This window comes from Photobacterium nomapromontoriensis (assembly GCF_050336815.1).
Lineage (GTDB): Bacteria > Pseudomonadota > Gammaproteobacteria > Enterobacterales > Vibrionaceae > Photobacterium > Photobacterium nomapromontoriensis.
In genome coordinates, this window is record NZ_JAKJSL010000018.1 from 162377 (window position 1) to 181392 (window position 19016).

Annotated in this window: 14 protein-coding genes; 5 read left to right on the forward strand and 9 right to left on the reverse strand. The window is 44.2% G+C overall.

What is annotated here, in order from left to right:
- Window positions 1-167 precede the first annotated feature (167 nt).
- On the forward strand, window positions 168-2651 hold the full coding sequence (locus L4D12_RS04915) for a hybrid sensor histidine kinase/response regulator (RefSeq protein WP_428446703.1): 2484 nt from the start codon (window positions 168-170) through the stop codon (window positions 2649-2651).
- Window positions 2652-2802: 151 nt separating this feature from the next.
- Here the strand turns inward: L4D12_RS04915 and gnd are convergent, their stop codons facing one another.
- The 7 genes from gnd to L4D12_RS04950 form a co-directional block, all read right to left on the reverse strand.
- Complete coding sequence (gene gnd, locus L4D12_RS04920; RefSeq protein ID WP_428446704.1) at window positions 2803-4251, reverse strand: decarboxylating NADP(+)-dependent phosphogluconate dehydrogenase; 1449 nt, start codon at window positions 4249-4251, stop codon at window positions 2803-2805.
- Between the two features lie 10 nt (window positions 4252-4261).
- A complete protein-coding gene (gene pgl / locus L4D12_RS04925) occupies window positions 4262-4984 on the reverse strand; it encodes a 6-phosphogluconolactonase (protein ID WP_428446705.1) in 723 nt (240 codons plus the stop codon).
- Entirely contained in the window at window positions 4981-6480 is a 1500-nt protein-coding gene (zwf, locus tag L4D12_RS04930; protein WP_428446706.1) for a glucose-6-phosphate dehydrogenase, read from the reverse strand. The genes pgl and zwf overlap by 4 nt, the downstream gene beginning before the upstream one ends.
- Window positions 6481-6692: 212 nt before the next feature.
- Window positions 6693-8285 (reverse strand): ABC transporter ATP-binding protein, encoded by a 1593-nt coding sequence (locus L4D12_RS04935; protein ID WP_428446707.1) that lies wholly within the window; start codon window positions 8283-8285, stop codon window positions 6693-6695.
- A gap of 3 nt (window positions 8286-8288) precedes the next feature.
- Entirely contained in the window at window positions 8289-9311 is a 1023-nt protein-coding gene (locus L4D12_RS04940) for an ABC transporter permease (RefSeq protein ID WP_428446708.1), read from the reverse strand.
- A complete protein-coding gene (locus tag L4D12_RS04945; protein WP_428446709.1) occupies window positions 9311-10396 on the reverse strand; it encodes a microcin C ABC transporter permease YejB in 1086 nt (361 codons plus the stop codon). The genes L4D12_RS04940 and L4D12_RS04945 overlap by 1 nt, the downstream gene beginning before the upstream one ends.
- A 3-nt stretch (window positions 10397-10399) precedes the next feature.
- On the reverse strand, window positions 10400-12184 hold the full coding sequence (locus L4D12_RS04950) for an extracellular solute-binding protein (RefSeq protein ID WP_428446754.1): 1785 nt from the start codon (window positions 12182-12184) through the stop codon (window positions 10400-10402).
- 277 nt (window positions 12185-12461) lie between these two features.
- On the opposite strand from L4D12_RS04950, the gene L4D12_RS04955 reads away from it, so the two are divergent.
- From L4D12_RS04955 to fusA, 4 genes are all read left to right on the forward strand, one after another.
- Window positions 12462-12794: a PBPRA1643 family SWIM/SEC-C metal-binding motif protein gene (locus L4D12_RS04955; protein WP_428446710.1), complete on the forward strand. Its 333-nt coding sequence runs from the start codon at window positions 12462-12464 to the stop codon at window positions 12792-12794.
- 151 nt (window positions 12795-12945) lie between these two features.
- Window positions 12946-13401 carry an RNA methyltransferase gene (locus L4D12_RS04960; RefSeq protein ID WP_428446711.1) on the forward strand — a complete coding sequence of 152 codons (456 nt, stop codon included), beginning with the start codon at window positions 12946-12948 and terminating at the stop codon, window positions 13399-13401.
- A gap of 136 nt (window positions 13402-13537) precedes the next feature.
- Window positions 13538-13855: a c-type cytochrome gene (locus L4D12_RS04965; protein WP_428446712.1), complete on the forward strand. Its 318-nt coding sequence runs from the start codon at window positions 13538-13540 to the stop codon at window positions 13853-13855.
- Between the two features lie 443 nt (window positions 13856-14298).
- Window positions 14299-16386 (forward strand): elongation factor G, encoded by a 2088-nt coding sequence (gene fusA, locus L4D12_RS04970; RefSeq protein WP_428446713.1) that lies wholly within the window; start codon window positions 14299-14301, stop codon window positions 16384-16386.
- A gap of 57 nt (window positions 16387-16443) precedes the next feature.
- On the opposite strand, the gene L4D12_RS04975 is transcribed toward fusA, so the two are convergent.
- On the reverse strand, window positions 16444-17232 hold the full coding sequence (locus L4D12_RS04975; protein ID WP_428446714.1) for an ATP adenylyltransferase family protein: 789 nt from the start codon (window positions 17230-17232) through the stop codon (window positions 16444-16446).
- A 439-nt stretch (window positions 17233-17671) separates the two neighbouring features.
- A complete protein-coding gene (locus L4D12_RS04980) occupies window positions 17672-18847 on the reverse strand; it encodes an amino acid permease (RefSeq protein ID WP_428446715.1) in 1176 nt (391 codons plus the stop codon).
- Window positions 18848-19016: the final 169 nt, after the last annotated feature.

Consider the following 19016-nt stretch of genomic DNA (forward strand, 5'->3'; position numbering starts at 1 on the left):
CATAAGTGGTTGATGAAATATCATCCCCCCTAACGAGACAGGGAGAATCGTCTGCCTAACCTCTCATATTTAAAAAAAACTTACCGAAACAGATTCTAACACTCATATAATGCGAATAACTTAGTAAGTTAAAAAAAATGATGTATTTTGTTTCAGGGACGATTCCAATGAGTACAAAAAAAACGCATTCAATACAGACGCTACTCTATTGGGGAACAGGCATTATCATGTCTTTTCTCCTCATTTTCTTTTATGCCAACAATCAGGTAGATAAAAAAGAAAACGCACTTCACCTCTTACAACTCGACATCGCTCTCTCCTCTCAGCAAATGTTAATGATGCGCAGGCATGAAAAAGATTTTCTTGCTCGCCAAGATGATAAATACATTACGAAAATGATGGATGAAGCAAACGCCATCAAGACAAGTCTGAACACTATCAATGACAGCATGAGAGCATATGCGCTTGCCACCGATTTTGATTACAAAGAAACCCTTTCTGCTATCGATGCTTACCTTGCACAATTCAATCGCTTAACCGAGACGGTTTACCTTATCCATGGCGACAGCCAGAACAAAGGGGCGATTGATGATCTCAAACAATCTACATTAGAGTTTGAACGCGTCGCTTTTATCACAAATGATGAACGGTTAACGAACCAGTTAATCGATCTGCAATCTCTACTTATCTCTTTTTTCAAAGATTTTGAGACAGCGCTTATCCCAAAGATAAATACCGCCTTACAAGCGCTTCAGCAACAAGTTAATACCCATCCTGATAACCCTCTGCTCGCCACAAAGTTCTCACTATTCTCAGACCATTACTCTCAACTCAAAAATGACTTTGAAACAGTTGGCTATAGCCATAATGAAGGGCAACTGGGTAAGTTACGCTCAACTATTCATCGCGTTGAAACTAACTTAGAAGCACTCTACGACGATATGCCTAAATTGATAGAAAGTAAGCTTTCTGCTTATATGTTTTATCACAACCTATTAGCTAGCTTACTTGGGTTTTCTATTCTAGCTGTACTCTTTTTTGTCATTCGTTCAGTTTCGAATTTGGAATCTGCACTGCTCGCTTCCAAAGAAAAAGCCACCAAAGCCAACCGCGCAAAGAGCTCTTTCTTGGCCAATATGTCTCATGAAATACGTACTCCGCTGAATGGTATTATTGGTATGACTGAAATACTGGCCGACTCCAAGTTAACAGCTATTCAAAAAGATTACCTCACCACCATAAACTCATCATCACAAACATTGCTGATGTTGATTAACGATGTCCTCGACCTTTCTAAAATTGAATCTGGTCACTTGGAAGTAAACACTCATACCTGCGATATTCGTGAAATTCTATACGATACGGCCGCACTTATCGCCCCGAAAGCGCAGCAAAAGAACGTTGATTTACGGATTAACATGGACGCTGACATTCCTGATTATGTGCGTGCTGATGAACAGAAAATCCGTCAAGTCATGATGAATCTTGCCTCGAATGCCATCAAATTTACTCAAACCGGTTCCGTCACTTTTACGCTTAATCGTGTTCAACAAGATGAACAAAGTTTTGATTTCTACTTTGCTGTCAAAGATACCGGAATCGGTATTGACAGCAGCAAGCATGACCAAGTGTTTGAAGAGTTTAAGCAAGAGAGTAATAGCACCTCGACAACATATGGCGGCACTGGGCTCGGATTAGCGATTTCATCTAAAATGATAAAAATGATGGGGGGTGAAATTCAAATTAGGTCAGAGAAAGGCCAAGGCTGTGAGTTCTACTTCACAATTCGTCTTTCCGAAGACCCTGAGAGAAAAGTGCGCAAAGGTGAACCTAAGTCCGTCATATATTGTACCCCCAAACTAGATAGCTTATTACTTCAAAATTTAAAGACGATGAACTACCCTGTTTCACTCATATCCTCACCAGAAGAAATCCGCCAAAACTTAAATAGTGATACAACAAGTAACCCGCATGCTGTGCTTATTCTTGATGTCCCCTATTTTGATAGTCAGGTCGAGACGGTCCACCAGCAATACCCTAATCTCCCCCTTCTACTATCACGCCCTAACAATGCCGATAAATTTGATTATGGTGACATCATTTCAGGTTACATCACGCTGCCGCTGCTTGGTAGTCGGTTAGATGCGCTCATTAAATCGGCAAAAGCATACAATGCAGAAACAAGCGAAACGGATCAAGAGTCAAGCAGCGATGAACTTTTTACAACAGGCACAACACTATCTTCAAACTCTAACAACATGGTATTAGTGGTTGAAGACAATATTATTAACCAAAAAGTTGTATCAATTAACCTTAAGAAACTCGGTTTCCAATATGAGATAGCAAATAATGGTGCTGAAGCGCTTGAACTTTTCAGACAACACCATAATAAAACACGTTTAATCTTAATGGATTGCATGATGCCGATTATGGATGGCTTTGAAGCGACCACTGAAATTCGAAAATTTGAACACGAAGAAAAACTCAATGAGACGCACATTATTGCTCTCACTGCGTCCATTCTCGATGATGATATTCAACGTTGTTTTGACTCAGGAATGAATGATTACTTACCCAAACCGTTTCGCCGTGAAGTGTTAATAGAAAAATTAGAAAAACATGCTGTTTGTGAAAGCGAGCATATCATGTAGTTGTCAACTAAATTTGACCACTACACTCACCGTAATCTGACGCAGGAAGCTATTGATAATACAAAGCGTCGTGTTTTATTTATATACTTGAACTAAAAAAGCGCGGATATAATATCCGCGCTTTTAATGTATCAGTCAGTCAATAGTGATGTTATACATCATAAGTGGTTGATGAAATATCACCACCCTTACCGGTCCAGTTAGTGTGGAAGAACTCACCGCGTGGCTTATCAGTACGCTCATAAGTATGCGCACCAAAGTAATCACGCTGTGCCTGAAGCATATTGGCAGGCAAGCGAGCAGTTGTGTAACCGTTAAGGAAAGTCAGTGCTGATGACATGCATGGCATTGGTAGACCCGTTTCAAACGATTTTGCTACAACCTTACGCCATGCAGGCAGACACTGCTCAAGAATGTTTTTGAAGTAAGTATCTAGACCAAGGAAAGCCAGTTCAGGGTTGGCTTCAAATGCATCACGGATGTTACCTAGGAACGCACTACGGATGATACAGCCACCACGCCACATTAGCGCCACGTTACCGTAATTCAGTGCCCAGTTGTTTTCTTCAGACGCTTCACGGATTAACATAAAGCCCTGAGCGTAAGAAATGATCTTAGACGCAAGCAGTGCCTGACGCAGCGCATCAACCCACTCAGCCTTATCACCTTCAATTGCGGTGATTGGGTTATTGAACAGTTTCTCGGCTTCTATACGCTGATCTTTCAGTGAAGAAAGGCAACGAGCAAATACAGCGTCAGTGATTAGCGTCAATGGGATACCATGATCAAGGGCATTGATACCTGTCCACTTACCGGTACCTTTTTGACCCGCAGTATCAAGAATTTTCTCAACCAGTGCTTCACCGTCTTCGTCCTTATAACCAAGGATATCAGCGGTGATCTCAACCAAATAACTATTAAGCTCAGTCTTGTCCCATTCAGTGAAAATAGCCTGCATCTCGTCAGCAGACAGTCCAAGACCCTCTTTCATGAAATGATATGCTTCACTGATCAGCTGCATATCACCGTATTCGATACCATTGTGAACCATCTTCACAAAGTGGCCAGCGCCTTCATTGCCTACCCAATCACAACACGCTTCACCATCTTCGGTTTTCGCTGCAATCGCTTGGAAAATCGGCTTCACATATGGCCATGCTTCAGGATCACCACCTGGCATGATCGACGGTCCGAAACGTGCACCTTCTTCACCACCTGAAACACCGGCACCGACAAAGCGAATACCTTTTTCACGTAGCGCAGCAACACGGCGGTTAGTATCAGGGTAATTCGTATTACCACCATCAATGATGATATCGCCTTCATCTAGCAATGGAACAAGGCTGTCAATGAACTGATCCACCACATCACCAGCACGCACCATCAGCATGATTTTGCGTGGGCTTTCCAATTGGTCTACCAAGTTCTGAAGAGAAGTTGCACCGACAATGTTTGTGCCTTTTGCTGGGCCATTGAGGAACTCGTCGACTTTCTCGACGGTACGGTTAAAGGCAACAACGTTAAAACCGTTATCATTCATATTCAGGATCAGGTTCTGACCCATTACTGCTAATCCGATAACACCGATATCAGCTTTCATTTACTTCTCCTTATGCCAGCTCTGAAGCTGCTTCTGAATCTAGATACCACTCAGTAATGCCATGTTTGGCACAGACTTTCGCAGCTGGATATTGTTCTGCCGCAGGCATTTGCTCGGCAATGTCCTTCAATATTGATGCCTTGCTTGCGCCAAGGACCAAATAGGTAATACGTTTAGCATTCGCCAACAGGTGCGCCGTTTTTGATACACGGATCTGACGTGTTTCCGGATGCGCGGCAATCGTTGCAATCGCCGTGGTTTGATAATCAGTCTGACCCGGGAACAACGATGCAGTATGACCATCTGTGCCCATACCGAGCATGATCCAATCAAACACAGGCACACCATCCTGCATTGGGATCAAATCACACATTTCCTGAGTAAAGCGAGACACTTCCATCGCGGCAAATTCTTCACCGCGAATACGGTGAATATTTTCAGCAGGGATCTCTATATGATCAAATAACAATGCTTTAGCCTGACCATAGTTACTTTGTTCATGTTCAGGAGCAACACAACGTTCATCCCCCCACCAAAAGTGCAGGTTTGCCCATTGAATATCCGTCGCATAGGCTGAATTGGCTAAATATACAAACAGCTGTGACGGCGTACTGCCTCCCGAGAGCGAGATATGAACAGGTTGACCTTGCTGGCTGTACTCAAGCAATGATTTTGCCAGCGCTTCAACCACCAGCTCTGAACTGTCAAATACGTGGTAGTTCATCTTATTCATAGTTCGCAATAATCCGTACTGGCTAGGTTTTTACACGGATATCGCCATTCACGGTTATCACGAGACAGAAGCTCATCAGCTTCTTTCGGCCCCCACGTACCAGCGGCATAGCCATAAAGGTGCTCAGGATCTTCTTTGTAGTCCAAAATAGGTTGAACAAAACTCCAACACGCCTTCACTGCATCAGTACGGGCAAACAAGGTTGCATCGCCTTTCATTGAATCCAGCAACAAACGCTCATAAGCGGTCAGCATATGGGTTTCTTCCAGACTTTCATAATGAAAGTCCATGGTCACTTCTTTCGCTTCAAAGCCTGCACCCGGCTTTTTCAAACCGAAACTCATCAGGATACCTTCATCGGGTTGAATTCGAATTACAAGCTTATTTTCTGGTGCGCTAGCGCCAAACACGGGATGTGGAGTTTTCTTGAAGTGAATAACCACTTCGGTGACACGGGTTGGTAAACGCTTACCCGTACGAACATAAAAAGGTACACCATTCCAACGCCAGTTATCGATAAACATCTTCAAACCGACATAAGTTTCTGTGCGTGAATCTTGGGCGACACCCGATTCTTCGCGGTAACCCGCTAAGTGACTGCCGCGTACATCTGACTCGGTGTACTGGCCAAGCACTAAGTTGTGTTTAAGATCATTTTCAGATAGTGGCTGTAGGCTTTGAAACACCTTAACGACTTCATCACGCATGGTGTTCGCGTTAATAGCCGCTGGTGGCTCCATGGCGACCATTGCTAATACTTGTAGCAAATGATTTTGGAACATATCGCGCATTGCACCAGAACCGTCATAGTAACCACCACGCTCCTCAACCCCGAGGGATTCAGCGGCTGTGATTTCTACGTAATCAATAAAATTACGGTTCCATAATGGCTCAAACAGACCGTTGGCAAAACGGAACACTAACAGGTTCTGAACCGTCTCTTTACCGAGGTAGTGATCAATGCGGTAAATCTGATGTTCTTGGAAGTGGTTATGTAGATCAGCATCAAGCTGCTCGGCGGTTGCCAAATCATAACCGAATGGCTTTTCGACAATCAGCCGTTTCCAACCACAGGCTTCGCTATTTAAGCCGTATGCAGCAAGGCACTCTGGGATAACACTGTAAAGGCTTGGCGGCGTAGCCAAATAGAACGTGGTATTACCATTGGTCTGATAAATCTGTTCAATGTCATCAAGACGGGCTTTCAACTTAGCGTAATCGTTGACATCTTTAGTATCAATCGCTTGATAATGCAAACGTTGACAGAATGCCTCTAATGTCTGCGGGTCAGTTTTTTCATTTGCCGTTAATGACTCTTTCAGCTTTTGCTGGAATTCTTCATCCGAGAAGTGCGTTCGACTTACCCCGAGAATGGCAAACTCTTCAGACAATAAGCCATTGGCAAAGAGATGGTAAAAGGCAGGGATCAACTTGCGATGGGTCAAATCACCCGATGCCCCGAAGATGACGATACAATTATTTTCAGGCTTAACCATAATGCTTTCCCACTCGCCTGACGCCGTCAGAACAAGCTATTCATTTTATTAGTGTCGCGATGTTATCACCAAGAACAAAAACTAACAGCAGGTTTTACCTATAAAACCAATAGGAAAAACCGTTCTTGCTGAAATTTTAGTCAAAAGTAGGATTTATGCTCAATTAAGAGTGAGGATGTTCTATTCAGAAGATGCGCACTGTTGCATTTTAGTTAAACCGCTGATAGTGAAACTAAGCGCTGTGTATAGGCTTGCTCTGGTGACCGAAACAGGCTATCGGTTTCCCCTTGCTCCACAACCTGCCCCTCTCTAAGTACAAGGGTATAATGGCAAAGCGACTTCACTACACTCAGATCATGACTAATAAATAAGTAGCTTAACCCATATTTTTGCTGTAACGATTTCAGTAGGGTTAACACCTGAAATTGTACGGTTCTATCAAGCGATGATGTCGGTTCATCAAGTAAAATAAACGCAGGCTTTAGCACTAAAGCACGGGCAATAGCGATACGCTGCCGTTGCCCGCCAGAAAACTCATTGGGATAACGGTGCCGGGTGTCAGGATCAAGCTCCACCTCTCGCATCGCATTACAGATGATCTGATCCTGCTCTTCCTGCGAATAGTGCCGGTGGACGGTTAACCCCTCGCCAATAATCTGCGCAACGGACATACGAGGGTTAAGGGCTGAGAACGGGTCTTGAAATACAACTTGAAGTTGGCTGCGATACGGCAGCATTGCTTTGCGACCTAGTTGTGAAATATCGAAACCTTCAAATTTGATCACTCCCTCACTGTCGAGAAGCTTAAGGATCGCCATACCTATCGTCGACTTGCCCGACCCACTCTCCCCAACCAAACCGACACTGTGTCCGGTACGCAGCAGAAAGCTCACATCAGTGACTGCTTTGATATGATCTTTCACTCGCTTAAGCAATCCCCCTTTAATGGGGAACCACACCCTGAGGTTTTCGATCTCAAACATAGGTGTAGCGTTTACATCAACAGGGACAGGCTGACCAGAAGGATTGGAGTTAATCAACTTAACAGTGTACGGGTCCTGCGGATGATTAAAGATTTCATCTTTCGTATTGGTTTCGACTAGCTGTCCTAGCTGCATCACCGCCACACGATCGGCAATTTTATGCACAATACTCAAATCATGGGTGATAAACAGCATGGCCATGCCCAGCTCCTGCTGTAGCGCTTTCAGTAAATCCAAGATTTGCGCTTGTACTGAAACATCCAACGCTGTTGTTGGTTCATCGGCAATCAACAGCTCAGGTTCATTAATTAATGCCATCGCAATCATGACTCGTTGGCGCTCTCCACCCGACAATTCATGAGGATAAGATTCAAGCCGCTTTTCAGGTTCGCGTAATCCGACTTTTTTCAGCCACTCCAATGCCCGCTTTTCAGCCTCACGCTGGCGCGTTCCACGGTGGATAGCCAACACTTCGCATAATTGACGACCAATTTTATGAAGCGGATTGAGCGACATCATCGGCTCTTGAAAGATCATGCCGATACGGTCTCCTCGCATACGCCTCATCTCCCGATCACTGCACCGCATCATATCAATACCGTCATACAGGATGTGGCCGCCAAGATACCGCGTTGAAGATTTAGGTAACAACCGTAGAATGGCATTGGCCGTCACCGATTTACCGGAACCACTCTCCCCCACCAGCGCCAGAGTTTCCCCCTGACGGATGGACAAACTGACCTCTTGAGTCACTTGGTGTACTGCAGAGCCACTCTGAAAGCCTATCGACAGTTTTTCGATTGTTAAAATTGGTTTGCTCATCGCTTATCTCTGATGGTGAGGGTCAAAGGCATCACGCACGGCCTCACCAACAAACACCAGCAAGCTCAGCATGAGGGACAATACAACAAAAGCCGACAACCCAAGCCAAGGGGCTTGTAAGTTGGTTTTCCCTTGCGCCAGCAATTCACCTAATGACGGCGAACCAGCAGGAAGGCCAAAACCGAGGAAATCCAGTGATGTCAGTGTCGTGACAGAACCACTAAGAATAAAAGGCATCATGGTCAATGACGCTACCATGGCATTAGGCAACATATGGCGGAGCATAATACGACCATCTCCGACCCCTAACGCCTGTGCCGCCCGTACATAGTCAAAGTTACGACAGCGTAAAAACTCAGCCCGTACAACACCGACAAGGCCCATCCAGCTAAATAGCACCATGATCCCCAGTAACCACCAGAAATTAGGTTCCACAAAGCTCGACAAAATGATCAGTAAAAACAGTGTTGGCATCCCTGACCAGACCTCAATAAATCGCTGCCCAAAGAGATCAACCCAACCACCGTAATATCCTTGGCATGCACCGACAATGACACCAATCACTGTCGATATAATCGTCAAGGCAAAACCGAATAGCACTGATATACGAAAACCATAAATGATCCGAGCCAGCACATCTCGCCCTTTATCATCGGTCCCCAACCAGTTAACCCGATCTGGGGGCGATGGCGCCGGACCGGGTAAATTATAATTGATGGTGTCATAGCTAAAGCGGATGATCGGCCAGATCATGTAACCGTGTTCATTGATAAGTTCAACCACGTAGGGGTCGGTATAATCGGCCTCTGCATCAAACTCACCACCAAACTGGGTTTCAGAATATTGTTCGATAATCGGGAAATACCAGCCTGATTTATAATGGATCAATAATGGCTTATCGTTGGCAATAAACTCAGCAAACAAGCTGATCATAAACAGGATTGAAAAGATCCACAGCGACCAGTAACCTCGCTTATGTACGCGAAATCGAGCCCAACGTTCCTTCGTTAACGGGTTTAGTTTCACTAGCGCGCCTCAAAGTCTATCCGTGGATCCACCCAAGTGTAGGTAATATCAGAAATGATGTTCAGTAACAGCCCCAATAAGGTCATGATATACAGCGAACTAAATACAACAGGATAATCACGCTGTATTGTGGACTCAAACCCCAGCAATCCAATCCCTTCCAAAGAAAACATCACTTCGATCAGCATGGCTCCGGTAAAGAAAATACTGATAAAAGCGGCAGGAAAGCCGGCAATAATGATCAACATGGCATTACGAAATACATGACGATAAAGAATATCCCTATCATCCAGCCCCTTAGCCCGAGCGGTAACAACATACTGCTTATTGATTTCATCAAGAAACGAGTTTTTCGTCAGCATGGTCAAAGTGGCAAATCCCCCGACGACCATGGCAATAATCGGTAGTGTCAGGTGCCAGAAGTAATCTAGGATCTGCTGATACCAGGCCAGTTGATCAAAATTCGATGAGACTAAGCCGCGAAGCGGAAACCAGCTAACGTAATTGCCACTGGCAAAGAAGATGATAAGCAGGATTGCAAACAAGAAGCCCGGTATCGCGTAGCCGATGATCACCACCGCACTACTCCAAATATCAAAACGTGTGCCGTGTTTGATTGCCTTGGCGATCCCCAATGGAATTGAGACCAGATAAATGATCAACGTACTCCATAACCCTAACGATATGGATACTGGCAACCTTTCAATGATCAGATCGATGACATTTCCACCCTTGAACAAACTTTCCCCAAAATTAAAGGTGGCGTAGTCGGTTAGCATATCCAGATAACGCTCAAGCAAGGGTTTATCAAAGCCAAACTGTTTTTTTATCGCCTCAACCACTTCAGGATCAAGTCCGCGGGAACCACGGTAACCACTGCCACTTTCAGCCACGTCAAGGCTGCTGACTTCCTGCCCTCCACCAGTAAAACGCTCCATGATCCCAGAACCATGCCCTTCGAGCTGTGCCACTGCCTGCTCCACTGGCCCACCTGGTGCAATTTGAATCACAAAAAAATTAATTGTGATAATGGCCCACAGTGTCGGAATAACCAGTAGTAAACGACGAAGAATATAGGCAGCCATAAGTTAACGCCGCTTCTCAGGCAATTTTGCTGCCTTAACAGGGTCCATCCACCAGGTATCTTTCCCCAACGAATATTTTGGTCGCTGTGCCGGACGAGAAAATTTATCCCAGCTGGCTACCCGGAACTTACTGATATGCCACTGCGGGATCACATAAAAATTCCACTGCAGTACCCGATCAAGTGCACGCCCCAAACTGAGCAATTTTTCTGGGTTTTCCTGATTCTTAGCAATTTGCTCTGTGAGGTAATCAATCGCAGGTTCATTCACACCCGCGGTGTTATAAGTGCTGTCGATAAACTGACTATTCCATACAATCAGTAAATTTGGACTTGGATAAGGGTTAGCACCGTAACCGGAGGAGACCATATCAAAATCACGGTCTCGAAGACGCTTGATATATTGCGTGGTATCCACAGTTCGGAGCTTCATGTCAATCCCAAGCAGTTTGAGGTTTTTCTGTACCGGAATGGCAATACGTTCTGTGGTGGGGCTGTACATCAGCAATTCAAACACAAACGGCTTGCCGGTTTCGACGTGTGTCATGACTTTGTTTTTAACTTCCCACCCTGCATCTTTCATCAAAGCCAGCGCTTTTCGAAGTTGGGTACGTATTCGACCCGTGCCATCCGTGACTGACGGTTGATACTCTTGGGTAAATACCCTGGGTGATACCTTGCTTTTTATCGGTTCAAGAACAGCGAGCTCTTCCTTTGATGGCAGCCCCGTTGCTTCATAGTCGGTATTTTGGAAGTAACTTCGGCTTCGACTGTACTGGCTATAAAACAAGCGTTTATTCATCCATTCGAAGTCCATCGTAAGAGACAGCGCCTCTCGAACCTTTGGATCGGAAAAGTAAGTACTCTGGGTGTTATAAACAAATGCTTGCATTGTCTGTGGGATATGATGCGCGATTTCTTCTTTGACGATATACCCTTTATCAAAATTCGCGCCTTGATACATAGTGGCCCAAAACTTTGCGACATTTTCTTCACGGACATCGTATTCACCTGCCTTGAATGCTTCAAGCGTCACCGTCTCATCACGGTAATAGTCATATTTAATCAGCTTGAAGTTATGCCGGCCTACATTAACGGGCAAGTCCTTAGCCCAATAGTCATCAACAAGCGCATAGGTCACACTTTGTCCGGACTTATAATCCACCACTTTATAGGCGCTACTGCCGACTGGAGGCGTACTTAATGGTTCACTGAGATTTTTATCTTTCCAGAAGTGTTCTGGTAATACACTCATACCTTGAACTAAAGCCAGCAAAACTTCACGGTTTGGCTTCACCATATCAACTCGAGCGGTAAGTAATGATGTCGCGGTAACGGATTTGACATCCTTAAAGTACACCTTATATTGCGCCACCCCTTCTTTCATGAATTTATCAAAGGTAAACGCCACATCCGCCGCGGTAATAGGCTTGCCATCATGGAACCTTGCGTTTGGGTTAAGATCAACATCCATCCAAGTGTAGTCGGCGGCATACCTGACTTTTTCCGCAATCAATGGGTAGTAGCTGTCAATCTCATCATCCGATGACACAAATAAGGTGTCATAGATAGTATCGCTTCCCGCAGCAGACACACCTCGGGAAGCATAACGATTGAAGCTATCAAATGTCCCCACTTGGGCATAAGTTACCGTCCCGCCCTTCGGTGCATCAGGATTGACATAATCAAAGTGAGTAAAGTCATCTGAATATTTGGCTTCACCGAACCCGACTAACGATCTCGTTTCGATAATTTGCTGTGCCTGTACGGAAACAGTCAGCAGTGCCATCAGTAAAGCGAAGAAGATACGCGTCATCAATATTGCCTCCATGCAAACAATGTCACCCCAAATTATTCAGTCAATATTGAAGTATCTCCCTAATTGGAAAAGACAAATTTTAACTGGATATATAACTACGATAGGACAGGAATAATAAATCAGCAACTACACAATAAAGCGAGGTAAATGCGGTGACCACTTGCGAGATGCTCAGTTAGCCGCTAATATCGCCGCCTTTCGCACCAGCGAATCATCTATCCATTTACTTCGCGAGACCAGATCACCTATGTCTAAGTTTTTTTATAAAGGCCGCATTGAAAAGAAACCTAAGCATGAAAGCTTTGGCTATAACACTAAGCGTGCTCAAAAGCTGGGGACGGAAATCAACCCGCTGCCATTGATCGTCACCAGCGAAGAGAAAAAAGCAGAAATTGAAGTCTTGCTAACCGAACACCAGCTATTTGCAACCATCACGGTTGATAGCCAAGCAACCGAAAATCTGGCTGAACTTGATGTCCTAATCAACAAGCCAAAAACAACCGTATTTGATAAAACACCTAACCGTAATGACCCATGTTCATGCGGTAGTGGTAAAAAATACAAAAAATGCTGTGCCTAGCATCGCTGTTAAAGCATATTTCGTCATGCTTTAGCAACAGCTAACCAGCAGATATCACTTGCTGGTTAGCCTTTTATACCCAGCTCCCTCCACTTTTAATTCAAAATCCGTATAATCCCGACTTGTTATAAATTTCGAAGATATAAGTATTATGAGCAAAGGTTACTCCTGTGTCGGATTATTCAATCCAAAGACCCCTGAAAATGTTGGCTCTGTCATGCGTGCCGCTGGCTGCTATGGTGTAAATAGCGTGTTCTACACGGGTACTCGTTATGACCTTGCTATGAAGTTCTGTACAGATACTAAAAATATTGTGGGTAGCATCCCATTGATTGGTGTCGAAGATCTTAAAGCGATCATCCCTCACGATTGTGTCCCTGTTGCTGTTGACCTCATTGAAGGCGCTAAACCGCTTCCTGAGTATAAGCACCCAGAACGTGCATTTTATATTTTTGGACCAGAAGACGGCACCTTGAAAAAAGACATTACAGAATTTTGCCGGGAAACCATTTATGTACCAACTAATGGCTGCATGAACTTGGCGGCAGCGGTCAATGTCATACTCTATGATCGCATGGCTAAAGGCGAAAGCTTCTCAAATCATTAATGATTAAGCCTCAGGCAGTTTAGGTATAGGCTTGTTAAGCTAACCGATTGATTGTATATAGAGGAAGCCAAGTATTAATCTGAAATACCCTTCAGGAACTTGGTTTTCTCAATACGACTGGATTAGCTATTTAGCCATGAAAAAAAATCAATTACTCCTTCTAAGCTTACTACTGAGTTCCCCTTCTTTTGCCGACATACCAAAGGGTGATGCCAACGCCGGCAAAATTAAAGCATTCTCTTGTCAGTTCTGCCACGGACAAGCTGGCGTCGCTAGCCAAGATGGTTACCCTCACGTCAATGGTCAAAACCCACTCTATTTATTTAATGCCATGAAGGCATATCAAAATAGTGAACGTCAAGGTAACTATGCAGACATGATGAAACAACAACTTTCCGTGTTCAATAATCAAGATCTTGCTGATATAGCCAGCTTTTATTCCCAGTTACCTTAATACTTACAATCACCTTCTCGCATTCATGCGTTTGTCATGCAATCACTCACCTTATTCATATAGCGACAAAGCCTGCAATATATTTTCCTGCACCACTGGTAGGCTGTTTCGATTACGACTAGAATTAACCCGATTTGATGGCTTTGAGCCATTTAAACCATTCTGATTTGCACGACAAACGGAATTTACAGGCAGTAGAATCATAGATTCGGTTTCGGAATGTATGTAATCAAGAGGCTTGGTTACACACGTTTGCGGGACAGATTATGTTATAACACGTACCTCTTGTGGGTTTATTGAGCGTTTGAGCCATGAATCCCTAAAAGACGAAGCAAAAACAAGCAAATGTTCATTTTATCGTAAATGAACTATGTAATATTTGTCTAAATCAGTGATATACTCCCCCACCGAATAGTGACAGTAATTGTTTATAGAGAAAAACAATGACAGATTTATCTAAATACAGAAACATTGGTATTTTCGCGCACGTTGATGCGGGTAAAACCACAACTACAGAACGTATCCTTAAGCTTACTGGTAAAATCCACAAGATCGGTGATACGCACGACGGTTCTACTACAACTGACTTCATGGAGCAGGAAGCTGAGCGTGGTATTACAATCCAGTCTGCAGCAGTTAGCTGTTTCTGGAAAGATCACCGTCTAAACGTTATCGATACTCCTGGACACGTTGACTTCACAGTTGAAGTTTACCGTTCTCTTAAAGTACTTGATGGCGGCATCGGTGTATTCTGTGGTTCTGGTGGTGTTGAGCCTCAGTCAGAAACTAACTGGCGTTACGCGAACGATTCAGAAGTATCTCGTCTGATCTTCGTTAACAAACTAGACCGTATGGGTGCAGATTTCTACAACGTTGTTGACCAAGTTAAGAACGTTCTAGGTGCAACTCCTCTAGTTATGACTCTACCAATCGGCCGCGAAGAAGACTTCGTGGGTGTTGTAGACGTTCTAACTCGTCAAGCTTACGTTTGGGATGACACTGGTCTTCCAGAAAACTACGAAATCCAAGACGTTCCAGCTGACATGGTTGATGATGTTGAAGCTTACCGTGAAGAGATGATCGAAACTGCTGTTGAGCAAGACGATGACCTAATGGAAGCTTACATGGAAGGTGAAGAGCCTTCTATCGAAGACATCAAGCGTTGTATCCGTAAGGGTACTCGTGACCTTGCTTTCTTCCCAACTTTCTGTGGTTCTGCATACAAGAACAAAGGTGTTCAGAACGTACTAGACGCAGTTGTAGATTACCTACCTGCTCCAGATGAAGTTGAGCCACAACCTCTAACTGATCCAGACACTGGTGAAGAGACTGGTGAAGTAGCTACAGTATCTGCAGACGAACCATTCCGCGCGCTTGCATTTAAGATCATGGACGACCGTTTCGGCGCCCTGACTTTCGTTCGTATCTACTCTGGTAAGCTAAACAAGGGTGACACCATCCTTAACGCTGCTACTGGTAAAACTGAGCGTATCGGCCGTATGGTTGAGATGCAGGCTGACGAGCGTAACGAACTGACTTCAGCACAAGCTGGTGACATCATCGCTATCGTTGGTATGAAGAACGTTCAAACTGGTCACACTCTATGTGATGTTAAGCACGAGTGTACTCTTGAGCCAATGATCTTCCCAGTTCCAGTAATCTCTATCGCTGTTGCTCCTAAGGACAAAGGCGGTTCTGAGAAAATGGGTATCGCTATCGGTAAGATGGTTGCAGAAGATCCATCATTCCAGGTTGAGACTGACGAAGAAACTGGCGAAACTATCCTGAAAGGTATGGGTGAACTTCACCTAGACATCAAGGTAGATATCCTTAAGCGTACTTACGGCGTAGATCTAGTTGTTGGTCAGCCTCAGGTTGCTTACCGTGAAACTATCACTCAACCTGTTGAAGATAGCTACACGCACAAGAAGCAGTCTGGTGGTTCAGGTCAGTTTGGTAAGATCGACTACCGTATCAAGCCTGGCGAACAAGGTTCTGGCTTCAAGTTCTCATCAGTAGTTGTTGGTGGTAACGTTCCTAAGGAATTCTGGCCTGCAATCGACAAAGGTTTCGCATCTATGATGCAAACTGGTCCTCTAGCTGGTTTCCCTGTTCTTGATGTTGAAGTTGAACTATTCGACGGTGGCTTCCACGCAGTTGACTCATCTGCAATCGCATTTGAAATCGCAGCGAAAGGCGCATTCCGTCAGTCAATGCCTAAAGCAGGTCCTCAGCTTCTTGAGCCAATCATGCACGTTGACGTGTTCACTCCAGAAGACCACGTTGGTGACGTAATTGGTGACCTTAACCGTCGTCGCGGCATGATCAAAGATCAGCAAGCTGGCGTTACTGGCGTACGTATCAAGGGTGATGTACCTCTTTCAGAAATGTTTGGTTACATCGGTACTCTACGTACTATGACTTCTGGCCGTGGTCAGTTCTCAATGGAATTCGCACACTACGCACCGTGTCCGAACAACGTTGCTGAAAAAGTAATCGCTGAGCAGAAAGAAAAGAACGCTAAGAAGTAATTTTTAAATTACCCTAAGTGTTTAAAAACCCGGTTGCTTCGGCAGCCGGGTTTTCTTTTACCTGCTACAAACCGTTAAGTATTTCATCAAGCCAAACTGTTGCAGCCACGCTAGCTGCTCTTTGCGCTTCACTAAGAAACGTCCGCTGTAATTCAAACCATTCGCAAAGATACCTTCCACATTATTTGTACTTCTTGGCACGATCAACATCCACTTTGCCGTCAGCAAAATATTATGCGGATAACAGTGAATACCATCATTTTTTATTAACTCAAGCTGCTGCAAGGCATCCATATAACCCTGATATAGACGATCAGCCTGTAAGCTCTCAAACTCATAAAGAAAAGACTCAAACGGTAATTGTCTGTGACAAATGACATCATTGAGCGGTATCGATGTTCTCACCAACTGCATATGACGATGGGCTTGGCTGGCACCAGCAATAGGACCGCTATTGTAAAAACCCAGTACATCATCTCGATCAAATCCTAACAGCCATGCTTCAAAGTCACTGTTAGCAAGGAGTGTCGATTGAGAAATAAAGTCTTTTGAGCAAATAAGTAGATGAGGTGACAATACTGGAAACTTGTTTAACAGACAGACATGCTGTGCACCAGCATCACCAACGTACAGCATTGCTTCATAAGGCTTAAAGGGGTTCGCCTGTACTGTTGTCGCTGCAAGTTTCTTTCCGGCATTAGCCGTTGCGATATGAACAAAATACGTTACACCCCCTTCTGTAATTTGTAGCGCTTTCGTCGCTATTGGCATCAATTCCCCTGATGATAATGCCCTCTCACTCACCTTTTGAGCTTCACTCCAATACATACCGACCCCCGACTTCATGCCTTTCAGATCACGCCACCTTTCAAGATTAAACTATACCGCTAAGGGCTCCTCTCTCTTTTTATTTAATCCGTAATATTAGCAACATCGATACCTATACCCGCAATGAAGAATACTAGCTGTAATCTTTAGTTTACACATATTGTGGATTTGCCACTTTACAGCGTTTCGTTAGGGTATAGCTCACTACGATGAAAGTTTGTATTATGAATGCCATTAGAAAACACTGCTTTATCCTACGTATTCAGTACTCCAAAAAGCAGTGTGAAGTTTTTGTTTGGTCACTAAAACTTCCAAATGACTATTTTGTTTGGTCACAAATTGTCATTCTCGTGTTTGATACCCAGGTTGCCTCATGGTGCTTAGGTATAGATATAAAAAAGGCGTTTACCTTAGGTAAACGCCTTTTCACGTTGTCTCTGCTTAATTACGTATCGTATTAAATCAGCTCTGCGGTCAGTAAGAAACAGCCAAACAAGAAACTCAATCCCATCGCAGTCTGACCGCCTGACACTTTATAAACCGTGCCCGATGAATCAGCCTCGAACTGTGTATCATCTTCACGGCGCAACTTGACCGTCATTGCCATCGGTATAAATACCGCAAGAAAGACCAAAATGATACCAGCGTATCCCAATACAGCTAAGAACTTATCCGCAGCAGCCAAAGCACCGACTAATGGTAATACAAACGTCAATACATAAGTCACCACACGATTCTGACGAAATGCATCGGCATTTTGATCAAACAATGCCATTGCGACACCAAGGAAAGAAGTGAGCAAAGCAAGGCCAGTGAATATAGACAATACAACATTGATCATACTGTGATTAGCGCCTAAGGCTGCAATCAACTCAGAGACATTGGTAAATTTCACCATTTGATCTGCATTCAAGTTACCCATTGCAGCGTACAACCACAGTAAGTAACTGACCAGTGGGATCAATGAACCACATACCACCATATTGCGTAATTGCTTATGGGTCGCTTCTTTATTGTACGTAACCAGTGATGGGATAACGACCATGAAGCCAAAGCTCGTAAATAGTACCGAACTTGTTTTGATCAAAGCGATCTTGCTATCACTGGTCGCAACCAATAAGTTGTCCAGTGAAATAGTTGGAACCAATGACATCAGCGTCAACACCAGCATTACAATCATGACAGCAAATAACACACGGTTCAGCTTATCAATAACGGCCGTACCTGCTGCAACAACAGCCCCCGCGAGCAAGGTGAAGATGATCTGGGTTTGCATCATTGAGATATCTAGCCCTATTCCTGACAGCAGTTTCTTCAACAAATCACCGGCGCCAATAATATAAGCCATTAATAGACAAACAAGTAACGCATAGAGAAGACCGTTAGTTACTAACTGGCCACCTTTGCCTAATGTCTTACGTGCGATGGTATTCATTCCTAGACCGCCGCCAGCCTTGATGCTCGCCTCAAGCAAGAGTAAAGCGGCATACGTTGTTCCAAGCCAGATAACTGACATCAGAGCCGTACCCCAGAATAGGCCAAACTGAGCCAATACCATCGGGATAGCCAACATACCGGCACCTAGCGCCGTACCTGCAATAATAAGAGAACTTCCTAGTAGTTTTAAATTCACAATTTTGTCTCAAAAGTCGTATCAGCGTATCGCGCTACAGAAAGCGATACAGCAGAAAAATTAGATTAGGATTGATCGTGGTTATATTTCCCTGTCTTAGATGACAGGTGAGAAAAACATAGATCTAATGACTAAATCGGAACTCGGCTAAATAACCGTTAAACTGAAA

Coding starts and splice junctions, on each gene's coding strand:
- L4D12_RS04915 (WP_428446703.1), top strand. CDS start 168: ATGAGTACAAAAAAAACGCATTCAATACAGACGCTACTCTATTGGGGA.
- gnd (WP_428446704.1), bottom strand. CDS start 4,251: ATGAAAGCTGATATCGGTGTTATCGGATTAGCAGTAATGGGTCAGAAC.
- pgl (WP_428446705.1), bottom strand. CDS start 4,984: ATGAATAAGATGAACTACCACGTATTTGACAGTTCAGAGCTGGTGGTT.
- zwf (WP_428446706.1), bottom strand. CDS start 6,480: ATGGTTAAGCCTGAAAATAATTGTATCGTCATCTTCGGGGCATCGGGT.
- L4D12_RS04935 (WP_428446707.1), bottom strand. CDS start 8,285: ATGAGCAAACCAATTTTAACAATCGAAAAACTGTCGATAGGCTTTCAG.
- L4D12_RS04945 (WP_428446709.1), bottom strand. CDS start 10,396: ATGGCTGCCTATATTCTTCGTCGTTTACTACTGGTTATTCCGACACTG.
- L4D12_RS04950 (WP_428446754.1), bottom strand. CDS start 12,184: ATGGCACTGCTGACTGTTTCCGTACAGGCACAGCAAATTATCGAAACG.
- L4D12_RS04955 (WP_428446710.1), top strand. CDS start 12,462: ATGTCTAAGTTTTTTTATAAAGGCCGCATTGAAAAGAAACCTAAGCAT.
- L4D12_RS04960 (WP_428446711.1), top strand. CDS start 12,946: ATGAGCAAAGGTTACTCCTGTGTCGGATTATTCAATCCAAAGACCCCT.
- L4D12_RS04965 (WP_428446712.1), top strand. CDS start 13,538: ATGAAAAAAAATCAATTACTCCTTCTAAGCTTACTACTGAGTTCCCCT.
- fusA (WP_428446713.1), top strand. CDS start 14,299: ATGACAGATTTATCTAAATACAGAAACATTGGTATTTTCGCGCACGTT.
- L4D12_RS04975 (WP_428446714.1), bottom strand. CDS start 17,232: ATGAAGTCGGGGGTCGGTATGTATTGGAGTGAAGCTCAAAAGGTGAGT.